Genomic DNA, 20,209 nt, shown 5'->3' on the forward strand with positions numbered 1-20,209 from the left:
TACTTCGTATAAATAACATCATTACATTAATCTTTTTTCGGGAGTACAATCCCTTTATATAATTGAACTGTAATCAAGTAATAAATCGAGTAAATTACTACAAAAATAACAAGTGGTAACCAAATACGAAAGTACGGATCGATTAAAAGCGATCCAAACATGTTCATACCAACTAATATGTGAGTAATCCCCACAATTGCTGGGAATAAGAATATGAAGAATAACTCTTTATAGATTGATTTTGTTAATAATTCTCGGCGAACACCAATTTTACGAAGCATTTGATAACGTGCTACATCTTTTGATGCTCCCGACAGAACTTTAAACATTAAGCAACTTGCCATCATTGCTAAAAATGCAACTCCAACGAAAAAGCCCATAAACATTAGTCCGCTGGAAAAATCATGACTCGTAATATATTTTTGATACTTACTATCCAATTCTTCCGCTTTCACATTTTTATATTTTGCTATCTGTAATTCATCAAGTTTTTTCCATTCTTTTATGTATGATCCAAAATCATCTGTTTTCCCTATAAATACAGTACTTTCTTTACCCTTCAACCCATCGTATATGTTTTGTTCTACAATTTTGATTTCATAATCAGGATACATATAATTTGGCTGGATCGTTCTGAAAGCCTGAATCCATTGTTTTGTGTCGATCTCTCCTTTAACCCATTTTATTGAAAATGCACCAATTGGTACTTCCTCTGAAACTTTCTCTATTTTCATACCTTGCAAGAAAGGACGATTTTTTTCTACATCTTCTTTAAGATAATAAACATACCTATCATCAACTTTGTAATGGTATTCAAATTTTTCTTGAAATAAGATACCACCCAAAATTGTCTTTTCTTCCGCAGTTGGATTATGAATGACTGAATCGTAAATTCGCATTTGATCTGTCATGTTTATAATGTTGTTTTTAAATGCCATACCACAAGCAATTCCACCAGCACCAAGAGCCACTAAAATTGCTACTGTTGCAAGCACATTTGTTAGACTATTAATGCGGAAATTTAATTGTGCAAAAGTAAAAGCATTGAGGCCTTTTTCACTACGTTTTTTATTACTCTTTAGCTTGTTAATCATAACTGGAAGAAGGGATCCAAATATAAGGTAAGTACCAACGGTTGCTGAGATTAATCCGACGGCCATTAATCCCAAAGCAATTAGCGGATTTGCATATGACATATAGATCAGTGATGCATAACCAATACCTAATAAAAGAATACCAAGGAATGCAATTACAACTGTCATTTTTCCTTTTATGGCAACACGTTCTGTTTGTGCATCTGCATGTACAAGTTGCAGTACAGAAATACGCGATAATTTAATACTATTCATAATTGCAGATAATACAAATAGTGCAAAGAAGGAGACGCAAGTAATAGCTATTGATGGCAGATAAAATGCTTTATAACCTTTACCAGCAAACTCGAGTTGTTTCATTAATAGCTGACCGATACCTTCTGCAAGTCCTACACCAATTGTAATTCCAATCAAAAGAGAGGTGGCACCTAATATGATTGTTTCAATGAACATAAGTAAGGTAACTTTATGCTTTTTTGCTCCTAACATCATATACATACCAAATTCTTTTTGACGAAGAGCTGATAAGAAAGAGTTTGCATATAAAATATAGAAAAATGTGATAATCGCTAACAAAACGGAACCAATTTTAAAGACAGCCACAATATCCCTAATAGAAGAGTTAGATTCAAGGAACGTTTTATTGGATGCTAGCGTTTGAAACATATAAAAAGTTGAAATAGAGACAATAAGACCAACAAGTAAAACAATGTAATCTTGCAACTTACTTTTTAGGCCTGACATAGAAAGCTTAAATAACATGATTGAACTTCCTTCCTTACGCTTTTTCTGTGCCTAAGTTTGCAAGCACATCTAAAATTTCTTTATAGAATTCTTCACGGGTACTACCGCGATGAATTTCTTTATATAACTCACCATCTTGAATGAATAAAATACGTTGACAGTAACTTGCGCTGTAAGGATCATGCGTAACCATCATAATGGATACACCTTGCTCTTTATTTAAGCTTGTCATGGCATTAAGTAAACTCGTTGCATTTTTAGAATCTAGAGCTCCAGTCGGCTCGTCTCCCAAAATAATTGCTGGTTCATGAACTAACGCACGTGCTGCTGCGGAACGTTGCTTTTGTCCACCAGATACTTCAGAAGGATATTTTTGAAGTATAGCTGTAATGCCTAACATATCAGCTACTTTTTCTACTTTCTTTCCAATATTACGAGATGAAACACCTTGAAGTGAAAGTGGGAGTGCGATATTTTCATAGATAGATAAATTCTCCAATAAGTTAAAGTCTTGGAAAATGAATCCTAACTTTTGTGAACGAAAATCAGAAAGTTCACCCTGCTTCATCCTCGTAATATCCGTTCCTGCAATTTCAACAACGCCGCCTGTCGCTTTATCTAACGTTGAAATTACATTTAATAATGTTGTTTTACCAGAACCAGAAGGCCCCATAATACCGACAAACTCCCCCTCTTGAATTGAGAATGATACACCTTTTAATGCATGTGATTGATTCTCACCTTTTTTACCGTACAATTTTTGAATGTTTTTTACATCTACAACTGGCTTTATCATTTATATCCTCCTACATTTTTTATTTCATTACAATAAGCTACTACGTTTGTTTACTACTAATAAAATAGTCATATTGCATTCACCCTAAAGCTACAATGAAGTCTTTCCTTTTTTCTTCTTTGCTCACCTCATCACTTTGAATACACCCATGATAAACTATAAAAATTAGGAAACACCCTGTAAAATCCTTAAGAATTCTTAAGTTTTATAAAAAAAGCTTATGGAACCTGTAATTCCATAAGCCGTTCTATTTGATTGGATGTTCAACAATAAAGGACATCCAGCCATCTTTATATTCTGCATGTATATTACCATCATGAAGTTCAACAATTCTTTTTGAGATAGCAAGTCCCAGTCCATTTCCTTGATTATTTTTTCTTGCCTTATCACCCCTGAAAAACCTTTCAAACAATTTATTTGGATCGCTAACAGGCGATCTCTCGACTTTATTTGATACTTTTAAAATTGCTTTGTTATCCATTAATTCAAGACATATGAATAATTGGGATGGTTTCATGCTGTACTTTATCGCATTCATAAACAGATTTTCATATACACGTACCATTTTTTCTGCATCTATGAAGATAGGTATTATTTCTTGTGTAATTGATTTTTGAACGATTAAACTTTCCTTTTCAAATATAGGAATGTATTCTCCAACTATTTGCTCCAACAGACCTGATAAATCAACTTCATTAAGATTTAACTTAGCATCTATGCCTGATAAACGAGTATATTCAAACAGCTCATCAATTAAATATTTCAGTCTCTGTGACTTTGAATAAGTGGTTTCAAGGTATTCCTGTAATTGTGTGTTATTGTTGTATTGCCCTCTTTTTAATAAATCTAAATAACCAATAATAGATGTCAACGGTGTGCGTAAGTCATGAGATACGTTAGTTATGAGCTCATTTTTTGTACGTTCTAATCGTCTTTCTTGTTCAAATGTATTTTCCAATTCCTTAGACATATAGTTGATATTTTTAGCAAGTTGGGTCAATTCGTCCTTCCCCTTAATCCCAATTGTTAGACCTAGTTTTCCATTGGCAATATCATTCACGTTATCAGAAATAAGCTTCAAATATACTATTTTCTTTCGAACCAATATCAAAAAAAGTATAATAAAGGTAAAGATTGCGAACGCGAATAAGAACAACATTGCGACATTGAATTCAAACATACCAAATTCTTCGTGTTTTATAAATAATGGATCTATGACGTATGCCAAAATGAGGATTGTTAAACCAAATGAAATAAAAAAACTAATTGCAACAGCACCAAGAAGTTTTATAATGATCTTATTTCTGAAACTAACATTCTTCATATTTTATACCCAATTCCCCAAACAGTTTTAATGTAAATGGGATGTTTAGAATCCTCTTCAATTTTGTCTCTTATTTTTGTAATATGCACCATGACGGTATTGTCTGATTTATAAAAAACCTCTTTCCAAACTGCTTCATATATTTTTGCTACACTCAGGACAATCCCTTTATTGCGGGCAAGTAGTTCGAGAATAGCAAACTCTTTTGGAGTTAACCTTGTTTCTTTTCCTCTTACCCATACTTGACGTGTATCTGTATTTACGGTTAAGTCACCAATTTCTAGAATGCTTTTATTATGTTCTACGGACGTATTGTATTTTTTAAATCTTCTTAATTGGGATTTCACTCTAGCGATTAATTCTAATGGGTTAAACGGTTTTGATAAATAATCATCTGCACCAGAGGCTAGGCCCTGAATTTTGTCTATATCCTCAGATTTTGCAGATAGCATAATGATAGGCATATTGCGATCTTCCCTAATTTTCATACATGCTTCAATGCCATCCATATTCGGCATCATAATATCTAAAATAACCAAATCAAATTCCTTTTCTTCTAACAGTTGTAAAGCTTGTATAGCATCTTCTGCCTTTTGAGTTTTTAGGCCTTCATTTTCTAGATATACAGAGATAAGATTTCTAATCTCTTTATCATCATCAACAATAAGAATTTTTGACTCCATATTATTCCTCCACATTAAATGCAATAAGTATACAATAAAGCATATATTTGTTGTTACTTAATTAATAAACTTACTAGAGATAGTTTCTATCTTTTTTTCTTTAATTAAGACGATTCTTTGTAAAATACACAAAAAGACCGTCACAGTATTGTGACGGAAAAACAGGAAAATTTCAATAACTAATACTATTATTATTTATTTTTAGTTTTTAAGACACCCAGCGCTATTTTGGTTGCTTCTGCAATAAGCTTATCATCGTATTTAGCATCCTCTTTATCATGATTAGAAAGTATCGCAAGAACAATTGGCTTTTTATTTGGTGGCCAAATAATTGCGATATCATTTCTGGTTCCATAAGATCCCGAGCCCGTCTTATCAGCTACTTCCCATCCTCCTGGAACTCCAGCACGAATTAAGTTGTCTCCGGTAGTATTCCTTTTCATCCAATCTATTAATAAATCCCGTTTCTCAGTTGAAAGTACATCTCCTAACGCAAAAGCCTGAAGACTAGTAGCTAATGCCTTTGGGGTACTAGTATCATGTACGTCTCCTGGATGCACTTCGTTTAACTCTGGTTCAAAACGTTCAGGATTTGTAACGGTATCTCCTATTTCTCTCAGTGATTTTTTGAATTCGCTAGGTCCACCTAATTGTTTAAGAATAAGATTTTGTGCAGTATTATCACTATATCGAAGGGAAGCATCTGCAAGCTCTTTCAGAGTCATCCCCCTATCAACATACTTTTCTGTAATTGGATTGTAATTAACAAGATCTTCACGAGTATACAAAACTCTTTGATTTAGATCTTCTATTGATTTCTTTTGTAAAAGTACTCCCACAGCTAAAGCTTTGTGGGTAGATGCGTATGCAAACCGTTTATCTGATTGATACGTAACGGTTTGATTCGTATCAGTGTCCAATGCATAAATACCAAGTTTAGCATCAAATTCTTTTTCAAGTTTAGCAAAAGAATCATTACCAGTAGTTTCTTGTTTGATTTGATTTGTTTGTTTCGTTTGTTTAAGTGATTCAGATTGAGTATTACCATCGGAACAGCCTATAAGCGTTGCACATGAAAGAAATACTACAGGTACCATCTTTTTGTAATGTAAAATGTTAAAAAACTTGTTTAAGACTATCATACATTTTCAACCTCTTTCAAGAATATATAGTTTTTCTAGGTGTTATACATACCGACACAATGAAAAAGTCTATCGGATATCACTCTTCTTGCATCTCACTTTTCATAAAGTGAAATGCAAGAAGCCCTCACCAATCGGGCTTTTACGGGTAAATAGCGGGATAAAATGAGCGAATTATCATGAACACCTGTTTTATACGTATACTTAATAGACAACTTAAGTAACAAGTTTGTTCCATTTTTATCAGTAGTCGTATCTAGAAACCTAAAAAAGTCCATTTAGAAGATCTAAATGGACTTTTTTACTCATATAATCCTATCTATAGTTAAACGAATAAGATTAAATAAATTTAAATTTTCTTGCTTTATCTACTAAACTGTTTAGGCATTTCTTTAACGTGCTTATCATCATCACGCCAATCATAGGTTTCTTTCTGTGAAATATCTAAAGTTTGATCTCCAATTCTAACAATATTCTTATTTACCCATTCAATATATGGATCGGTATCTGGATAATTCCAATATATATTTTTCTCTGAATCTGTATCAAGGTTAACTAATTCACCCCTAACAGCATCCGCACTTAATGATCCTGCATTATGAAAATAAGTCTTGATGAGATATTTTCCATCTGGAGATTTCACTGTTCGAATTAATTCCCCTTTTGGAACACCTTGCAAACTAAAAAATTTCCAATATCCAAACCCAACTATAATTACTAACATAGTAATTATAGTTAGTAATACTTTTCTTTTTGTTTTTTTTAATTTCACCTTTTGTATTTATAATACTCATTCAACTCCATTCCATAGAACTAATACCATATTATACCATTAAATAAATGGTATAATATATCAAAAATAAAAATCCTCCCGTAATAGTATTATAAAAAGGGCATGTGATGGTCTCCCTATTTATAAAGTGAAACTTTAATCCCACTCACCAATCGGGCTACCCGTTAATGCGGGATAAACATGAAAATTCCCCTTTAAGAAAAATATAAAAAATCAGACAGTATACTTGAATTGCTCTTCGCAAGAGAATATACTAATAAAGCAGGCTATGACGTTCCTTCCTTCTAACTTCTTTGACCAAATAGGGATGTTACTTTCCTGCTAAACACATAGGCTATGACAATTCTTCCTTCTTTGTAGAAATTTCAAATTGTTTTAGAGTTGTCAATTTCCTATGAAAATAATTAGACTATAAAACCTCTTTCTTCTTTGGGATTGAATAAACTTTAGTTTATCAACCATTGATGTAGAGGTTTTCTTTTCTTAATTAACAAATTACCACTTAACAACTAAATGTTATACCCCTAATTTTCCACTAAAAAATAGCTATGTACCCTCAGTGCATTTCTCTATAATTAGTGTGTTTATGCATGTAAAAATAAAAATCTACCACTGAAAGGAGGACAGTCAGACTATTCCCCTCTTTTATAAGGAGTGAATAGCTGGCGTTCTCATGAAAAATTCTATTTACATAAGAAGAAGTTTGAAAGTAATTATAAAAAGAGAAGAAAATAAACTACCGAACATTTATTTAGCCACTGTTTTAAAAAACTTGGAAAGTTTAGGATTTACTTTTTCCGAGCCTTTAATAGAAGAGTTGCAAACACTTTCGGTTGATACATTCACATCGTTTTACAAAGAGTTGGTAAAACATTTAAAAGAAATGGTTGGTGCACATATTCAGTTTGCTCCTATGTATCCAAACTTTCCGCAACAAATGATGGATTTAAGTGACGCTGATTTATACATTAATGCTATTATTCATTATGTGACGTTGCGCCTACCTGTATCAAAAGTAGAAGAACGACTTCCTCTTTTAGATAGCGTTGATTTGAAAGTTATTAACTTAGGAAGTGAAGAAGATTTCAATCAAATGATTTCTCAATTGATTAGTGCAAACAGCTCTATTTCCTCAACTGATAAGACAGATGTAGAATGGGCTATTACACACACTGAAGATGTTTCCTGTTTTCTACCTAATGTAATTCCTCATAAGGAAAATATGTCTTTTATAATTGGAGTTTTATTAATAAACAGAAAAATATCAGCCGATGCTGCTGCAAAGTATTTTAAAACAGCAACTGATGTTCTTCGCCTTGCAGTTGCTTTATCTGAAGGCGATGTGAGTTTAGCATCTTCCGTTCGATTCAAGAAGTTTAACCGAGCAGAAAGACGCTTCCTTTTAGGATTGTTAGAGCAATGCGGAAACATTACCGAAGATATGCTTCGATACAAAAAACGTTGGATTCGTCTAGGTGAAATTCTTCATCCAGCAGAATATCATACTCGTTTCCCAAAAACCCACCGAGCATTTGAGATTCTTCGCAACAACATTAAAGTTGAAACATTTAATGGAAAAATAGAAGCAGCTTTGTTGAATCGTGATATCATGACAGCGAAAAATCTTTTAAAAACTCGCCCTGGGGAATTTGCCAGACGCTTGGATCATTTAATCCGTTTATGTAGTGATAAGTCAACAGATGTTTTCCATATTCTCGAAGAGTTTCTAAGTATAATAGGAGACGTTTCTACTCCTGTATTACTTCAACTCACAGCTCATTTTAAGCATCGAAATGATAAAAATGAATTTCGTACCTTTTTTCCAAAGGGAAATGTAGCAAAAGCTATAGGTATTGAAAATACACTTCCATTTATCTCAGAGGATATTTGTTTAATGATTGTAAAAATGTGTGAAGATACTTTAAAAAATCGCTTCGCAAAACTTCCAAGTCTCGGAAAAGTATTTTTGGATGAACAGTTAAAAAATCACTTAGTTCCCTTCTCTCAACGTTCAGCCAGCAAAGCGCTTCGCACATTATCTCGAGGAAGTAAAGTAGATTTGCCAGAAGGAGATACGATTCGTTTTTTCCTATGGTGGAAAGAAGGCTATGTGAATGGACAACATACAGGACGCGTTGACATTGATTTGTCTGCTGCAATGTACGACGAAGATTGGCAATACAAAGAACATGTATCCTTCACGAACTTACGTTCAAAAAATTTCAAAGCCTACCATAGCGGAGACATTACTTCTGCACCAAAGGGGGCATCTGAATTCATTGATTTCGATATTCCGTCTGTGCTGAAATATGGTGGACGCTATGTAGTCATGACTTTGCTTTCTTACACAGACCAACCATATAAAGATTTACCAGAATGCTTTACTGGTTGGATGGTTCGTCAATATCCTGGTTCAGGTGAAATATTTGAACCTTCTACTGTTCAAGATAAAGTGGATATTACTGCCGACACCCAAATCTCTATTCCAGTTATCTTAGACTTAAAGGAACGAAAATTGATTTGGACAGATTTATCTCTTACAAGAGATCTAACTTATGATAATACCATCGAGGCGAATCAAAAAGGTATGATACTAGTTGGAAAGGCTTTAACTAATTTAGTTAAACCGAATTTATATGACTTGTTCCGATTACATATTGAAGCTAGAGGTGAACTCGTTCAAGACATCGAAGAAGCAGAAACTATTTTCTCTTTGGATAAAGGGATTACTCCTTTCGATATTGAAAAAATAATATCTGATTTTATAGCTGACCCACAAGGCTAACTACATTACAAACATTGATAATGTGTGGAAAATATCCATGTATAATGTCTATGTGAAACAGGACCTGATAGATGCATATCAGGTCCTGTTTTTTATTTAGTAGATACTAAATAGTCCGGTTAATCATTATTCAGCTAAATACACGATACTAATAAAGTGAAATTTATTCGAAAGAAGTTCATTAGTTAATACGTATCTAATTAAGAAACATTCATATACCAGCCCAAACATCTTTTCCATATCGCCCTTCATCTTGCACACGATCCAACCAATTCCTTGCTTCTTGTTCACTGACTTCATGAATTTCTTGATATGCTTGACAAAGGGTATCTTCTACATCCGGAGCCATTTTACTGCCATCACCACATATATAAAGATGAGCTCCATTATCTAATAACGAAATTAAATTGATACTATCTTGTTTTATTAAATGCTGTACATATGTTTTGGGATGTCCCTCTAGACGAGAAAAAGCTGTGTGTAAAGAGATTAATCCATCTCTTTCATCATTTTCTAGCTCTGTACGATAGAGATAATCTTTTTCAGGATGACGACAACCAAAATATAGATGCGCTTGTCCTAAATTAATACCTTTTTGCTTTTGAACACGACGCGCTTGCAAGAATCCACGGAATGGTGCAACTCCAGTACCTGGCCCAACCATAATAATTGGTGTTTCTGGATCTTTAGGTAATTCAAAGTTTGATTGTGGCGTTCGAATGAAACAAATAATCTCATCTTTATTATGACGCTGAGCTAAATAATTAGAAGCGACTCCTTCATATGTCCCTTCTCCACTCCATGCAGGCGCATTAACAACACCGACCGTAATGCTCAGACGATTCTGTGCAACAAGTGGAGAGCTTGAAATAGAATAGTAACGCGGTTTGAGCGCAGGAAGCAGTTCTAAAAAGCGTTCAAATCGGATTTCACAAGCCTCATACTTTTCAAGAAGATCCAACATTGAAATACGTTTCTTTAGTATTTGTTCATGATAGACCCCTTCTTCTAATAATGCTTCCAATTCTTTTTTATGAGGAGGGCATGCTGTGAATGTTACCATTTCTCGTATTTGTGCACGAGTGGCTGCTTCTTGAACTTCGACACTATAACTAAGAAGGTCCAATAAACTAACAGGACTGTCTAAAGGTATGTGATTTATACTTCGTCCACTTGCACTCAGTATGACTTGATCCTTTCCGTTTAATCCAAAGCGTTTTAAAATTCGATTAACATTCTTCTCGCTATTAATTGGCAGCACTCCAAGGTGGTCTCCTTCTTGATATGTAGCGCCTTCTGGCAAGGATACCTCGATATGTCGTGTACTTCTATCGCTGCTGGATGATTGGAGTTCACGATTTTCTAGTATAGTTGCATAAACTGCTTCATATGTTCGTGCAAGAGAAGATCCTCCAAGACGACTGACAAATTGCAGACTCAAAGTACTACGCTCTTTCTCCATATTTTTGTTAAATTCCAATCCAAATGCCTTCATCGCATCAGACCACATGCCTTGTTTCCATTGCTCGAGCTGTTCCTCAAAATCACCACTTGCATCTGCTTCTCCGCGTTTAGAAAACCTTGTTGCTCCTTTTTGAGCCATCTGCTCATCAATGTATCTTGGAATCCGTTGATAGGTACTAGCCCAATTATGATCTCCACAACCAAAAACTGCGTATTGAACACCTTTTAGCTCATCTGGTTTTAGTTCCTCCAACCATTGCACAAACTGTCCTGCATTACTTGGCGGTTTTCCATTATAAGAAGAAGTTACAATAAGAACCGCTCCTTCTTTCGGTAGACTTCCAATTCGATCGTTAAGAGCTACCACTTCCGTTTGAACCCCTTCTAAACTAGCTGTATCTGCTAATTCTCTTGCAATACCTTCTGCTACACCTGTATCCGAGCCGTACAGAACAAGAAGTGAAAGATTATCAGCCCCAATAATAGAAGGTGTCTTCTGAACGTGCTGCTTAATTTCATGGTTTTTCAGCTTGTCCTCTGTAGGTGCAAGAACAGTAGGATGACTAATAGTTTGTTTTCGGGGTAGAATCCTAATCTTAAAATCACCGGGCTTTAGCGTTAATGTTTGTTTTACGTCCAGCTGATAGTTTTGATAATCGATTAATTCAAAATGTTGAAGAAGCATTCCCATTACAAGAGTGGCTTCATGAAGTGCAAATTGCATACCGATACATGCTCTCTGGCCATTTCCAAATGGCTTATAAGCATGATGAGGAACCTTATCCAGCTCTTCAAATCGTTCAGGTTGGAATTCTTCCACATTGTCTCCCCATGCATCTTTATCCCTATGCAGCTGTGGAATAAGAACAGAAATACGATCTTCTCCTTTCTTAATTGGGTATTTCCCGCCAATCACTGTATCTTCTTTTGCATAGAGACTGAATGCTGGAGCGGTAGGCCATAGACGTAGCGATTCATTTAAAATCATCCGTATATACTTCAGTTTCATAACTTGTTGGTATGTTGGAGTAGGATCTGTCAAAATACGGTCTACTTCTTCATAGGCTTTTTTTAACTTATCCGGATTCTTTAATAAAAAGTAAATTGCAAAAGATAACAATCCACTTGTTGTCTCATGCCCAGCTATTAAAAAAGTGATAATTTGGAAACGAATGTTTTCATCATCTAATTTTTCACCAGTTTCCGGATCCTGTACATTTAACATACGGGAAAGTAAATCATTTTCTTCCTGATCTCCACTACTTTTACGTTCAGCAATAATATTATCTACTAAAGAAAACATAGATTGGATATCATGCTGAAATTGACGTTTCGTTCTCCACATGAGTTTGTCTTCTATATCCAGCCGCTGCAATTGGTGCATTGCCTCATCTAGAGCACGGCTCATGCTAGTGATAAAAGGATGAGGGGTCTCACGATAAAAGCTATTAAATCGGTAATTAAAACCACATAGACCAATTGTATCTAACGTAAGGCGAGTCATATCCTCCGGAACATCTACGTCTTCATTCGGATTAAGCCGTGCCCATTTTTGAACGAGTTGTACAGCAAGATCGACCATCATGGCATGGTAATCTTTCATTGCCCGTTGGCTAAATGTAGGCATCAAAATATTATGAGCTTTTTTCCAGTTAGGCTCGTGAGTCTCGCTAGTAAATAATCCGTCTCCAGCAAAGGCACGAACCTTTGCCAAAGCACCCTCTATGCTTTTATCGAACCGCGTTTCGTCACAAACTTCTGCTACCAGTTCATGTCCAGAAACGACAATTATGGCATCACTTAAAGTTTGAATTCGAAAAATGGGACCATACTCTTCCGCCAGCTTAATAAACGATAGAGTCGGTTTATCTTTATCGATTAATGGGAGATTACCCAGCGGTCCATATGTTTTCGGCTGGGGAATGGCAGATACTTTTTTTTCCATTTAAAACACCCTTTCAAAAAAGCATGAAATAGCATATCCCATTTAATAAAGAGGAAATAGCAACTAATTGCCTGGGATACAGATATGTAATTGATTACCTTATTTTATCTTTTCCCTAACTATTCATGATTATGATATTGAGTATAAGCTTGGCAATTAGATTTATAAATTGTAGAAAAATACTAAATTAAAATGAAGCGAATAAATATAATTGGATCCTTTTAATATTGGCGTTAAAAGATAAGCTAAAATTATAATGTTTATGAGAATTTGCAAACGGATCTCATCTCTTGCATTTGTTTATAAAACGATCATTTTGATTTATTTTCTTCTAAAACACCCCAAAATAGAGAAGTTGACGAGCTTAAGATTGTAGTATTCGAAAAATCAGTAGTTTAGTTAAACCAATACGATAAGCAAGTATACCGTGTTACTAATGAAAGAGGACCTGATATGAACGTCAGGTCCTCTTTCACTATATATAATTATTTCACTGCTTCTTTCAGCTCTTTTCCAGCTTTAAATATCGGCGCCTTAGCAGCAAAAAAACTTGTAGGAATCATTATCTAGCGTTTTATTCTTCTCTACCGATTTAACTTCTCGACAGCTTCCGCACTTGTATCTACACGTTTAACGAAAAAAACTAATAGTAGTGCAACAACATTCATGCCAAGCGCTACATAGAATGAATATTGAATTCCGGATAATAAAGCCTTCTGAGTTAACATTGCCTTCGTAGCCTCTGTGAAGGTTGTTGGATCTACATCAGCCATTAGACTTTCAGCTTTTGTTTTTGTTACAGAATTCATAATCGTAACAAGAATAGCAGTACCAATCGAACCGGACACTTGTTGAGCTGTATTATTAACAGCTGTACCGTGCGGATTTAAGCGCGTTGGCAATTGATTGAGGCCATTTGTCATAAGTGGCATCATCACCATCGCCATCCCAAACATCCGCAATGTGTAAATAAGAATAATATGTGTGTGACTAGAATCGAGTTGCAGATTTGCCAGCATATAAGTTGAAACGGCTGTAATGGAAAGTCCTACTATACCAAGAATCCGAGGGCCATATTTATCAAATAGTTTACCTGTAATTGGTGACATAACCCCCATTATTACCGCACCTGGAAGCATCATCAGCCCAGAGCTCAGCGGTGAAATACCGCGGACGTTTTGTACATAAGCTGGTGTTAAAATCATCCCCGAAAACATGGCCACTGCGTTGACAATTGCAATTACAGACGCAAGTGCAAACATTGGGTACTTGTAAACACGTAAATCCAATAACGGCTCATCCATTTTTAATTGGCGGATAATAAAAGCAATTAGGGCAATAGCGCCTATGATTAAGGTTGTTAAGACAACTTTATTTGTCCAACCATCGGAGCTTGCAGAACTGAATCCATATAACAAACCGCCAAAACCGACAGAAGATAATAGTAATGAGAGATAATCAAGTTTTGCATTTTTGTTTTGTTTCATGACATTCTCAGATTTCCAAATCCCTAACAGTAAGCTAATGATTGCTAACGGTAAAATCATTTCAAAAAGCAAACGCCAGTCATAATACTCTACAATATAACCTGATAGTGTCGGTCCAATTGCTGGAGCTGTAATCATAACTAGTCCAAAAATCCCCATTGCTGTTCCCCTTTTTTCTCTTGGAAAGCTTACTAGCATAATATTCATTAACAAAGGCCCCATAACTGAAGAGCCTGCCGCTTGAACCATCCGACCAGTAAGTAATAAACCAAAATTCGGCGCTACAGCTGCTAAGGCAGTACCAAGAATAAAAATCACCATAGATGTAATGAATAGGCTTCTATTCGAGAAACGCGTTATTAAAAATGCTGATGCCGGAATTAATATACCACTTACAAGCATATACCCTGTAGAAAGCCACTGGATCGTTGAATAATCTTGAATGTCTAAATCTTTCATTATTGATGGCAAGGCTACATTTAAAAGCGAGTTATTTAGAAATGAAACAAATGCCCCAATAAAAAGGATTACAAGCATTAAATATGGTGGTTTTCTTTTATGTAATGTTTCACTCATATATTTAATTGCCCCTTCATTATAAATTTCATTGATTCGTTTAAATCGTTTACATATTTGCACAAGAAAACATTACCCTTGCAGTATTTTGCCAAACTCTTCGAATGGATATTCTCTTTTTAGCAATTCCACTTGCCCAACATAACATTTTAAAATCTTTTTTTGATTAAACCTTTATAAAAACGTTTGTTAACGGAATTTAAATTAGGCTGAAATATATAAAAGAAGCGACTGAAAATACCCTTCTAAAATAAAGTGAAACTTTAAATCAACAAGGCCACACACCTATTCCTTTAAATACAGGCTTGTAGATCTAGTTATGTAACCATCCATAAAAAGGAATATTACATAGGCTAAGTCTAACATTACATTTTTAAAGTGAGGAGAATAAGCGTATGCACCAATATTGGTATTTGAATTCAAAGGGAAACGGGGAACAATATACTAACCAAATTTCATTATATTCACAGCCCGAAATAACTAAATCTGAGGTAATGAATGATTTGAAGATTCCTGAGAATTGGAGTTACCGAGTCTATCCAGTTAGTTGGGATTCATCAGCCAATTATACGGGATTCACTCCCCAACCCCCTCCCTTCTCTTGGGGGGAACCAATCAATTATGCAGGGATAATGCCACAAGGTCACCCTACTAATTGGCCTCCATTACCAGGTCATGCAGGTTTTAATTTTCAAAAACCTCCCTTCCCCTGGGCCCAACCATTCAATCATACAGGGATGTTCGCACAAGGTCATCTTGCCGCTTTATTATCGCCGCCAGCTAAGCCTTTTCATATCAATACCAATAACTCGGGTGTTTTTGGAAACCCTCCAGGATGGGGTAGTCCGTGGGCCCCAATGGGATGGGGAAATAACGGAGGTAACGGTCAGCTAGGAATGCTTGGAAACTTATTTACAGCAGGAAAAGGCACCATGAGTGGAATAGGAATGATTAGTAGTCTAATCGGGATGGGGAAGTTCTTCTTTTAGTTAATTAGAACAGGAGAATGTGGCTGTAGCTTTAATCAACCACATTTAAGGACAGTAATCTCCCACCTAACTTCCTAGCATAGCATTCGCGGAAATTTTAGGTGGATATGTATTGTTACAAGTTACTGTTTTACTTTGAGTGCTCCTTTACTTTCTTATCAAGTGCCTTACTATAAGCATCTTTGTTTTCCTGCGATAACTCATAAATTGCTTTTTTCCAATGCTCTCCGTCTACACCTGATAAAAATTCAGTACCTTTCATTGTAGCTTCTTGAACCTTCTGTTTATCTTCTTTACCAGCATCCTTAATTAACTTCGTTGCTTTTCTTGCCTCTGTTACCCCTTCTTGTATGGATTTGTGAATGTCTTTGTATGTATCAGGTACTTTTATGTGTTCCATATTGTCTAAAATTTTATCTATCTCGTTTGATGTTTTTAAAACAGCTTTTGCTTTTTCTTTGTCCTTTAAGGATTCTCCTAAGTTTAGTAATAGTTCATCCTTCTTAAATTGGAACTCTACCACTTGCTCACATATGTAGTACGGATACTGTTGTTCGGAAAGTACTGTTTTCGTTATTGCTTTACTAGTTTGCTCAGTCTTATGAGTAGAATCTTTATCTCCTGCCTCGCATCCGACTAACAGCATAAATGGAACTGCTAACGTTACTAGTTTCTTTGCTCTCATTATGTATTCTCCTTGTAGAAATTATTGTAAGTAATTAACATATCAAACTATAACATACATTACATTATGGTTCACTTCCATTACGCTTTTAAAATGCAAAATAAGAATACACCCCATAAGCCGCAAATAAGATTAATAGAATAGAAATGCCGAGTACTGTATATAATCCATTTTAAATTTGAATTCATATCATCCTCCTACCTCTCAATAATTCCAGTATATAACAAAAAAAGCATTGGATACCCAATGCTTTTACACTTACGCAAATAAAGACGTATTCGCATATAAAGCTGGTGAACCACCTGAATGTACGAATAAAATATTGTCTTCTTTATTAAATGTACCTTTTTTAATTAAGTCGATTAATCCCGCTACCGCTTTACCTGTATACACTGGATCAAGTAAAATACCTTCTGTTTTCGCAAGTAACTGAACTGCCTCTACCATTTCCGGTGTTGGTAACGCATATCCTGGCCCTACATATTCATCAAAGCACGTAACAGCGTCACGCGGGATAAAGTTTGGAATACCAACGTGTGCTGAAGTTTCATCTACAAGTTTTGCTACTTTCTCTTCTTGCTCAGCTTTTCCTCTACTTACGTTGATTCCAATTACAGGAATGTGGCTTTGTGTTCCAGCAAAACCAGTAATTAAACCAGCGTGCATACCAGCGCTACCGCTTACGCAAACGACTGTACTGAAATCAATTCCTTGGTCAAATGATTGTGCCATAATTTCTTGCGCACAAGCAACGTATCCCATTGCACCAGTAGGATTTGATCCACCAACTGGTATGACATATGGTGTATTACCTTTTTCACTAACTTCTTTCGCTACTTTATGCATCTCTTCCATAAGATCTGCCCCGTTTGGTACAACAATTACATTTTCAGCACCTAGTAAATGATATAAGAAATAGTTTCCGTTAAAGTCTGGCTTCTCTTCTGGTTCAAGCCCTTCTTCTAATACAAGGATACATTTCATTTTTTCTTTTACCGCAGCTGCCAGTGTTAGACGGCAATGGTTTGACTGAATACCACCAGCTGTAATTAACGTATCTGCACCTTTTGCCTCTGCATCCGCAACTAGAAACTCTAACTTTCTCGTCTTATTACCACCAGCTGTTAAACCAAGTAAATCATCTCGTTTAAAATAAATAGTCGGCCCACCAAGTGCTTCAGAAAAGTTGTTTAACTTTTCAATTGGTGTATATGATTCTGTATATTTTTTTCTCGGGAATTTAGCTAAATTCATTGTAACGCTCCTTTTGTACTTCTTTCACAATATATGTAACGTTACTATTATTACACGTAAAAATGGTGAAGTCATCTTTCTGGGTTAAAAATGTATTAGAATTTCGTTTTGATAAGTAAAACCGTATTAATGATTTTAACTTAATTACGGTACATGAAATTTATATCAACGATTTTTTAAATATATCGTTCATTCCTTACAATATATCAACGATTTTTCAAATATATCTATCGTAACTTGCAATATATCAACGATTTTCTTAATATATCAATCTATCGACAAAAAACGACAGACAGGCAGCCATTTCTCATCAACAAAAAGAGCCCACACATTCAAATGCAGACTCCCTCCAATCACTTATTTATCGAAAAACGAAGTAACTGTGTTAATCCCGGCTCTAAATTCATTTCACCTTTATGGCGTACATATACCACTTTATCCCCATCAAATTTCGGAGGGTTTGCTTTACTATACGTATGCCACTCATTCGTTCCTTCTATAGAATACTCCATATATTCAGTTGCACCGACAATTATATTTTTACTATCATCTGCCGCTACATTTGGTGCCATCTGCGCAATTTTTGAATCACTAATTAATAACTTCTTTATATCCTTATCACGTTTGTAATCGTAAGCTGTCACAATTACATCGTTACCATATGCTTTCACTTGTAACCCTTGTTTAAATGAATAGCCATCTGGAGCAGTTTTCTCTCCTCCATTTGGTCCCGCTGACATCCAGCCTGTTTCAATCCCGCCCGTATTTACAACAGTGAAACCTTTTTCATCTCCGCCTTTAATTTTCTTTTTACCAGCCCAGTCAGGTAAGTTTAAATCCCAATGCGTATGACTCGTGAAGAAAACAACTTGCGGATAGTCTTTTAATATATCGTACAATTTATCCACGTTTAAATAATCTTGTAAATACGGCGATTGTCTTGATCCAGATACCGTATCAGGTAAAACGTGATGAGAGAAAATAAAGATTGGCTTATTTTTATCTTTTTGACTATACTCTTCTAAATTTTGTTTTAACCAACCTAATTGCTCATCACTCATATATACTTCGTCCCACATTTTTGAATCGTGGTATTTCATATATTTTTCAGTTCCTAAAAATAGAAGCGGATACCCATCTAATTCTTTTTTATGATATACCTTTTCTTGTCCACTAAATTTCAGATAGCGGTTAAATAAAGTTTCCTCAGTTACACCATTTGGCCATGTACTTTGAGAGAGTTTCCCATCTGCTGTCCATTTCCCAGCATAAAACTCATGATTCCCAACAGTAGACCATACATTTTCTGGATGCTTATTTTTATTTAACACACGCTTTACATCATCATATTGTGACTGTTGTCCAGTTGGCGTTATATCCCCATTCATAATAAGCGCTCTAGAAAGTGGCGTCACTTTGTTCATATCTTTTAGCACATGATCAAAATCCCCTAAATCCCCTTGAATATCACTAATAACGTTAAAAGTTGTAGCTGATTTCCGGACTTGCTCTTTCCCTTCCGCATGTGCTGAAAACGTCGGTAATAATGCCGCCATAACTGCTAACGAAGCAACTGTCTTTTTCATACAAATTCTCCCCCTAATAATAGAATGTACAAACTGACATGTTCTGCTTTCTCTTAGGTGCTTGTCCAATTCACATTATAGGGGGCGATTGTAAAGATTAATGGAGTAAAAATTTAAGTGTTTTTTAAGAGATTTTGTCTTTTTTACACGCCCCATTTAACAATTAACACTAATTTTTCTATTAACCTACTAATATTAACTGAATGTAAATTTATACGATAAATCACTTCGTTTAATATGTTGTGTTTTAATTTCCTTTACACAATTTCAATAAAGTACTTTACCATTTTAAATTCTCTTCATTAATCCTCAACTTCTATTCCGGCCTGTTTTAATGGTTCTAATACTTTCGGGTAACACATTGAAATATATTCCACTGTTTTTAAATTTTTTAGATTTTGAAATCCTTCAACAGATATAACATCAAATAAACTGTCTTCACCGTCCCAATCAGGCTTTAAAATATGATAAATTTCATTCCCACCATCAAAGCAAAGGGACTCAATCTTTTCCAAATCACTTATTTCCAAAGTTAACGCTTCTAAAAAAGCTTTGATTTCAACAATTGGCCCAGCTCCTGAATACCATTCAAAATAATTCGTATGCTTTTCTATTAAGTCTTTCAATTCTTTTAGAAATAGTGGCTCTTTATCTAATAAAGCTTCAATTACCACTAACTTAAAATTAAAATCCTGAAACATTTTACTCTTCCTCATTTTAAATTCCTCCAATGTTATAACATCCTTGTCCAAATTATTATAAGTAAAACATATCCAATTGCAGCTTCTTTATTTCTTTCAATATCACATTAAAAAGGGATATGCTTAATTGCATGTCCACAATCGAGAAAATATACATTATA

14 protein-coding genes are annotated in these 20,209 nt (G+C 35.0%); 2 read left to right on the top strand and 12 right to left on the bottom strand.

Annotated elements, in window-relative coordinates; translation table 11 throughout:
- Positions 1 to 26: 26 nt before the first annotated feature.
- The 6 genes from AC0ONG_RS14515 to AC0ONG_RS14540 form a co-directional block, all read right to left on the bottom strand.
- The gene (locus tag AC0ONG_RS14515; RefSeq protein WP_000897824.1) at positions 27 to 1,856 is read right to left on the bottom strand and encodes an FtsX-like permease family protein; all 1,830 of its coding nucleotides are present in this window, start codon (positions 1,854 to 1,856) and stop codon (positions 27 to 29) included.
- Between the two features lie 16 nt (positions 1,857 to 1,872).
- Entirely contained in the window at positions 1,873 to 2,634 is a 762-nt protein-coding gene (locus tag AC0ONG_RS14520; protein ID WP_000595169.1) for an ABC transporter ATP-binding protein, read from the bottom strand.
- 247 nt (positions 2,635 to 2,881) lie between these two features.
- Positions 2,882 to 3,958 (bottom strand): sensor histidine kinase, encoded by a 1,077-nt coding sequence (locus tag AC0ONG_RS14525; protein WP_000800283.1) that lies wholly within the window; start codon positions 3,956 to 3,958, stop codon positions 2,882 to 2,884.
- Complete coding sequence (locus tag AC0ONG_RS14530) at positions 3,955 to 4,641, bottom strand: response regulator transcription factor (protein WP_000444082.1); 687 nt, start codon at positions 4,639 to 4,641, stop codon at positions 3,955 to 3,957. The genes AC0ONG_RS14525 and AC0ONG_RS14530 overlap by 4 nt, the downstream gene beginning before the upstream one ends.
- A 191-nt stretch (positions 4,642 to 4,832) precedes the next feature.
- Positions 4,833 to 5,783 carry a class A beta-lactamase gene (gene bla, locus AC0ONG_RS14535; RefSeq protein ID WP_000636467.1) on the bottom strand — a complete coding sequence of 317 codons (951 nt, stop codon included), beginning with the start codon at positions 5,781 to 5,783 and terminating at the stop codon, positions 4,833 to 4,835.
- Between the two features lie 364 nt (positions 5,784 to 6,147).
- On the bottom strand, positions 6,148 to 6,507 hold the full coding sequence (locus AC0ONG_RS14540) for a DUF5412 domain-containing protein (protein ID WP_033669673.1): 360 nt from the start codon (positions 6,505 to 6,507) through the stop codon (positions 6,148 to 6,150).
- Between the two features lie 742 nt (positions 6,508 to 7,249).
- Here AC0ONG_RS14540 and AC0ONG_RS14545 point away from each other — a divergent pair.
- The gene (locus AC0ONG_RS14545) at positions 7,250 to 9,361 is read left to right on the top strand and encodes a TerD family protein (protein ID WP_000798032.1); all 2,112 of its coding nucleotides are present in this window, start codon (positions 7,250 to 7,252) and stop codon (positions 9,359 to 9,361) included.
- 211 nt (positions 9,362 to 9,572) lie between these two features.
- Here the strand turns inward: AC0ONG_RS14545 and cypD are convergent, their stop codons facing one another.
- Both cypD and AC0ONG_RS14555 read right to left on the bottom strand, forming a co-directional pair.
- Positions 9,573 to 12,770 carry a bifunctional P-450/NADPH--P450 reductase gene (gene cypD / locus AC0ONG_RS14550; RefSeq protein ID WP_474203610.1) on the bottom strand — a complete coding sequence of 1,066 codons (3,198 nt, stop codon included), beginning with the start codon at positions 12,768 to 12,770 and terminating at the stop codon, positions 9,573 to 9,575.
- Between the two features lie 584 nt (positions 12,771 to 13,354).
- The gene (locus tag AC0ONG_RS14555) at positions 13,355 to 14,833 is read right to left on the bottom strand and encodes a DHA2 family efflux MFS transporter permease subunit (protein ID WP_000005102.1); all 1,479 of its coding nucleotides are present in this window, start codon (positions 14,831 to 14,833) and stop codon (positions 13,355 to 13,357) included.
- Positions 14,834 to 15,228: 395 nt separating this feature from the next.
- Here AC0ONG_RS14555 and AC0ONG_RS14560 point away from each other — a divergent pair, with 395 nt between their 5' ends.
- Positions 15,229 to 15,822 (top strand): hypothetical protein, encoded by a 594-nt coding sequence (locus AC0ONG_RS14560; protein WP_000554429.1) that lies wholly within the window; start codon positions 15,229 to 15,231, stop codon positions 15,820 to 15,822.
- 130 nt (positions 15,823 to 15,952) lie between these two features.
- Here AC0ONG_RS14560 and AC0ONG_RS14565 read toward each other — a convergent pair whose 3' ends face one another.
- From AC0ONG_RS14565 to AC0ONG_RS14580, 4 genes are all read right to left on the bottom strand, one after another.
- Positions 15,953 to 16,507, bottom strand: coding sequence for a hypothetical protein (locus AC0ONG_RS14565; protein WP_001201794.1), 555 nt, complete (start codon positions 16,505 to 16,507; stop codon positions 15,953 to 15,955).
- 258 nt (positions 16,508 to 16,765) lie between these two features.
- Positions 16,766 to 17,761: a D-cysteate sulfo-lyase gene (cuyA, locus tag AC0ONG_RS14570; protein WP_001046576.1), complete on the bottom strand. Its 996-nt coding sequence runs from the start codon at positions 17,759 to 17,761 to the stop codon at positions 16,766 to 16,768.
- A 353-nt stretch (positions 17,762 to 18,114) separates the two neighbouring features.
- Complete coding sequence (locus AC0ONG_RS14575) at positions 18,115 to 19,347, bottom strand: DUF4073 domain-containing protein (protein WP_000754274.1); 1,233 nt, start codon at positions 19,345 to 19,347, stop codon at positions 18,115 to 18,117.
- 302 nt (positions 19,348 to 19,649) lie between these two features.
- Complete coding sequence (locus AC0ONG_RS14580) at positions 19,650 to 20,063, bottom strand: DUF6892 domain-containing protein (RefSeq protein ID WP_001232168.1); 414 nt, start codon at positions 20,061 to 20,063, stop codon at positions 19,650 to 19,652.
- Positions 20,064 to 20,209 lie beyond the last annotated feature (146 nt).

It is taken from the genome of Bacillus sp. TCT6 (assembly GCF_056033845.1).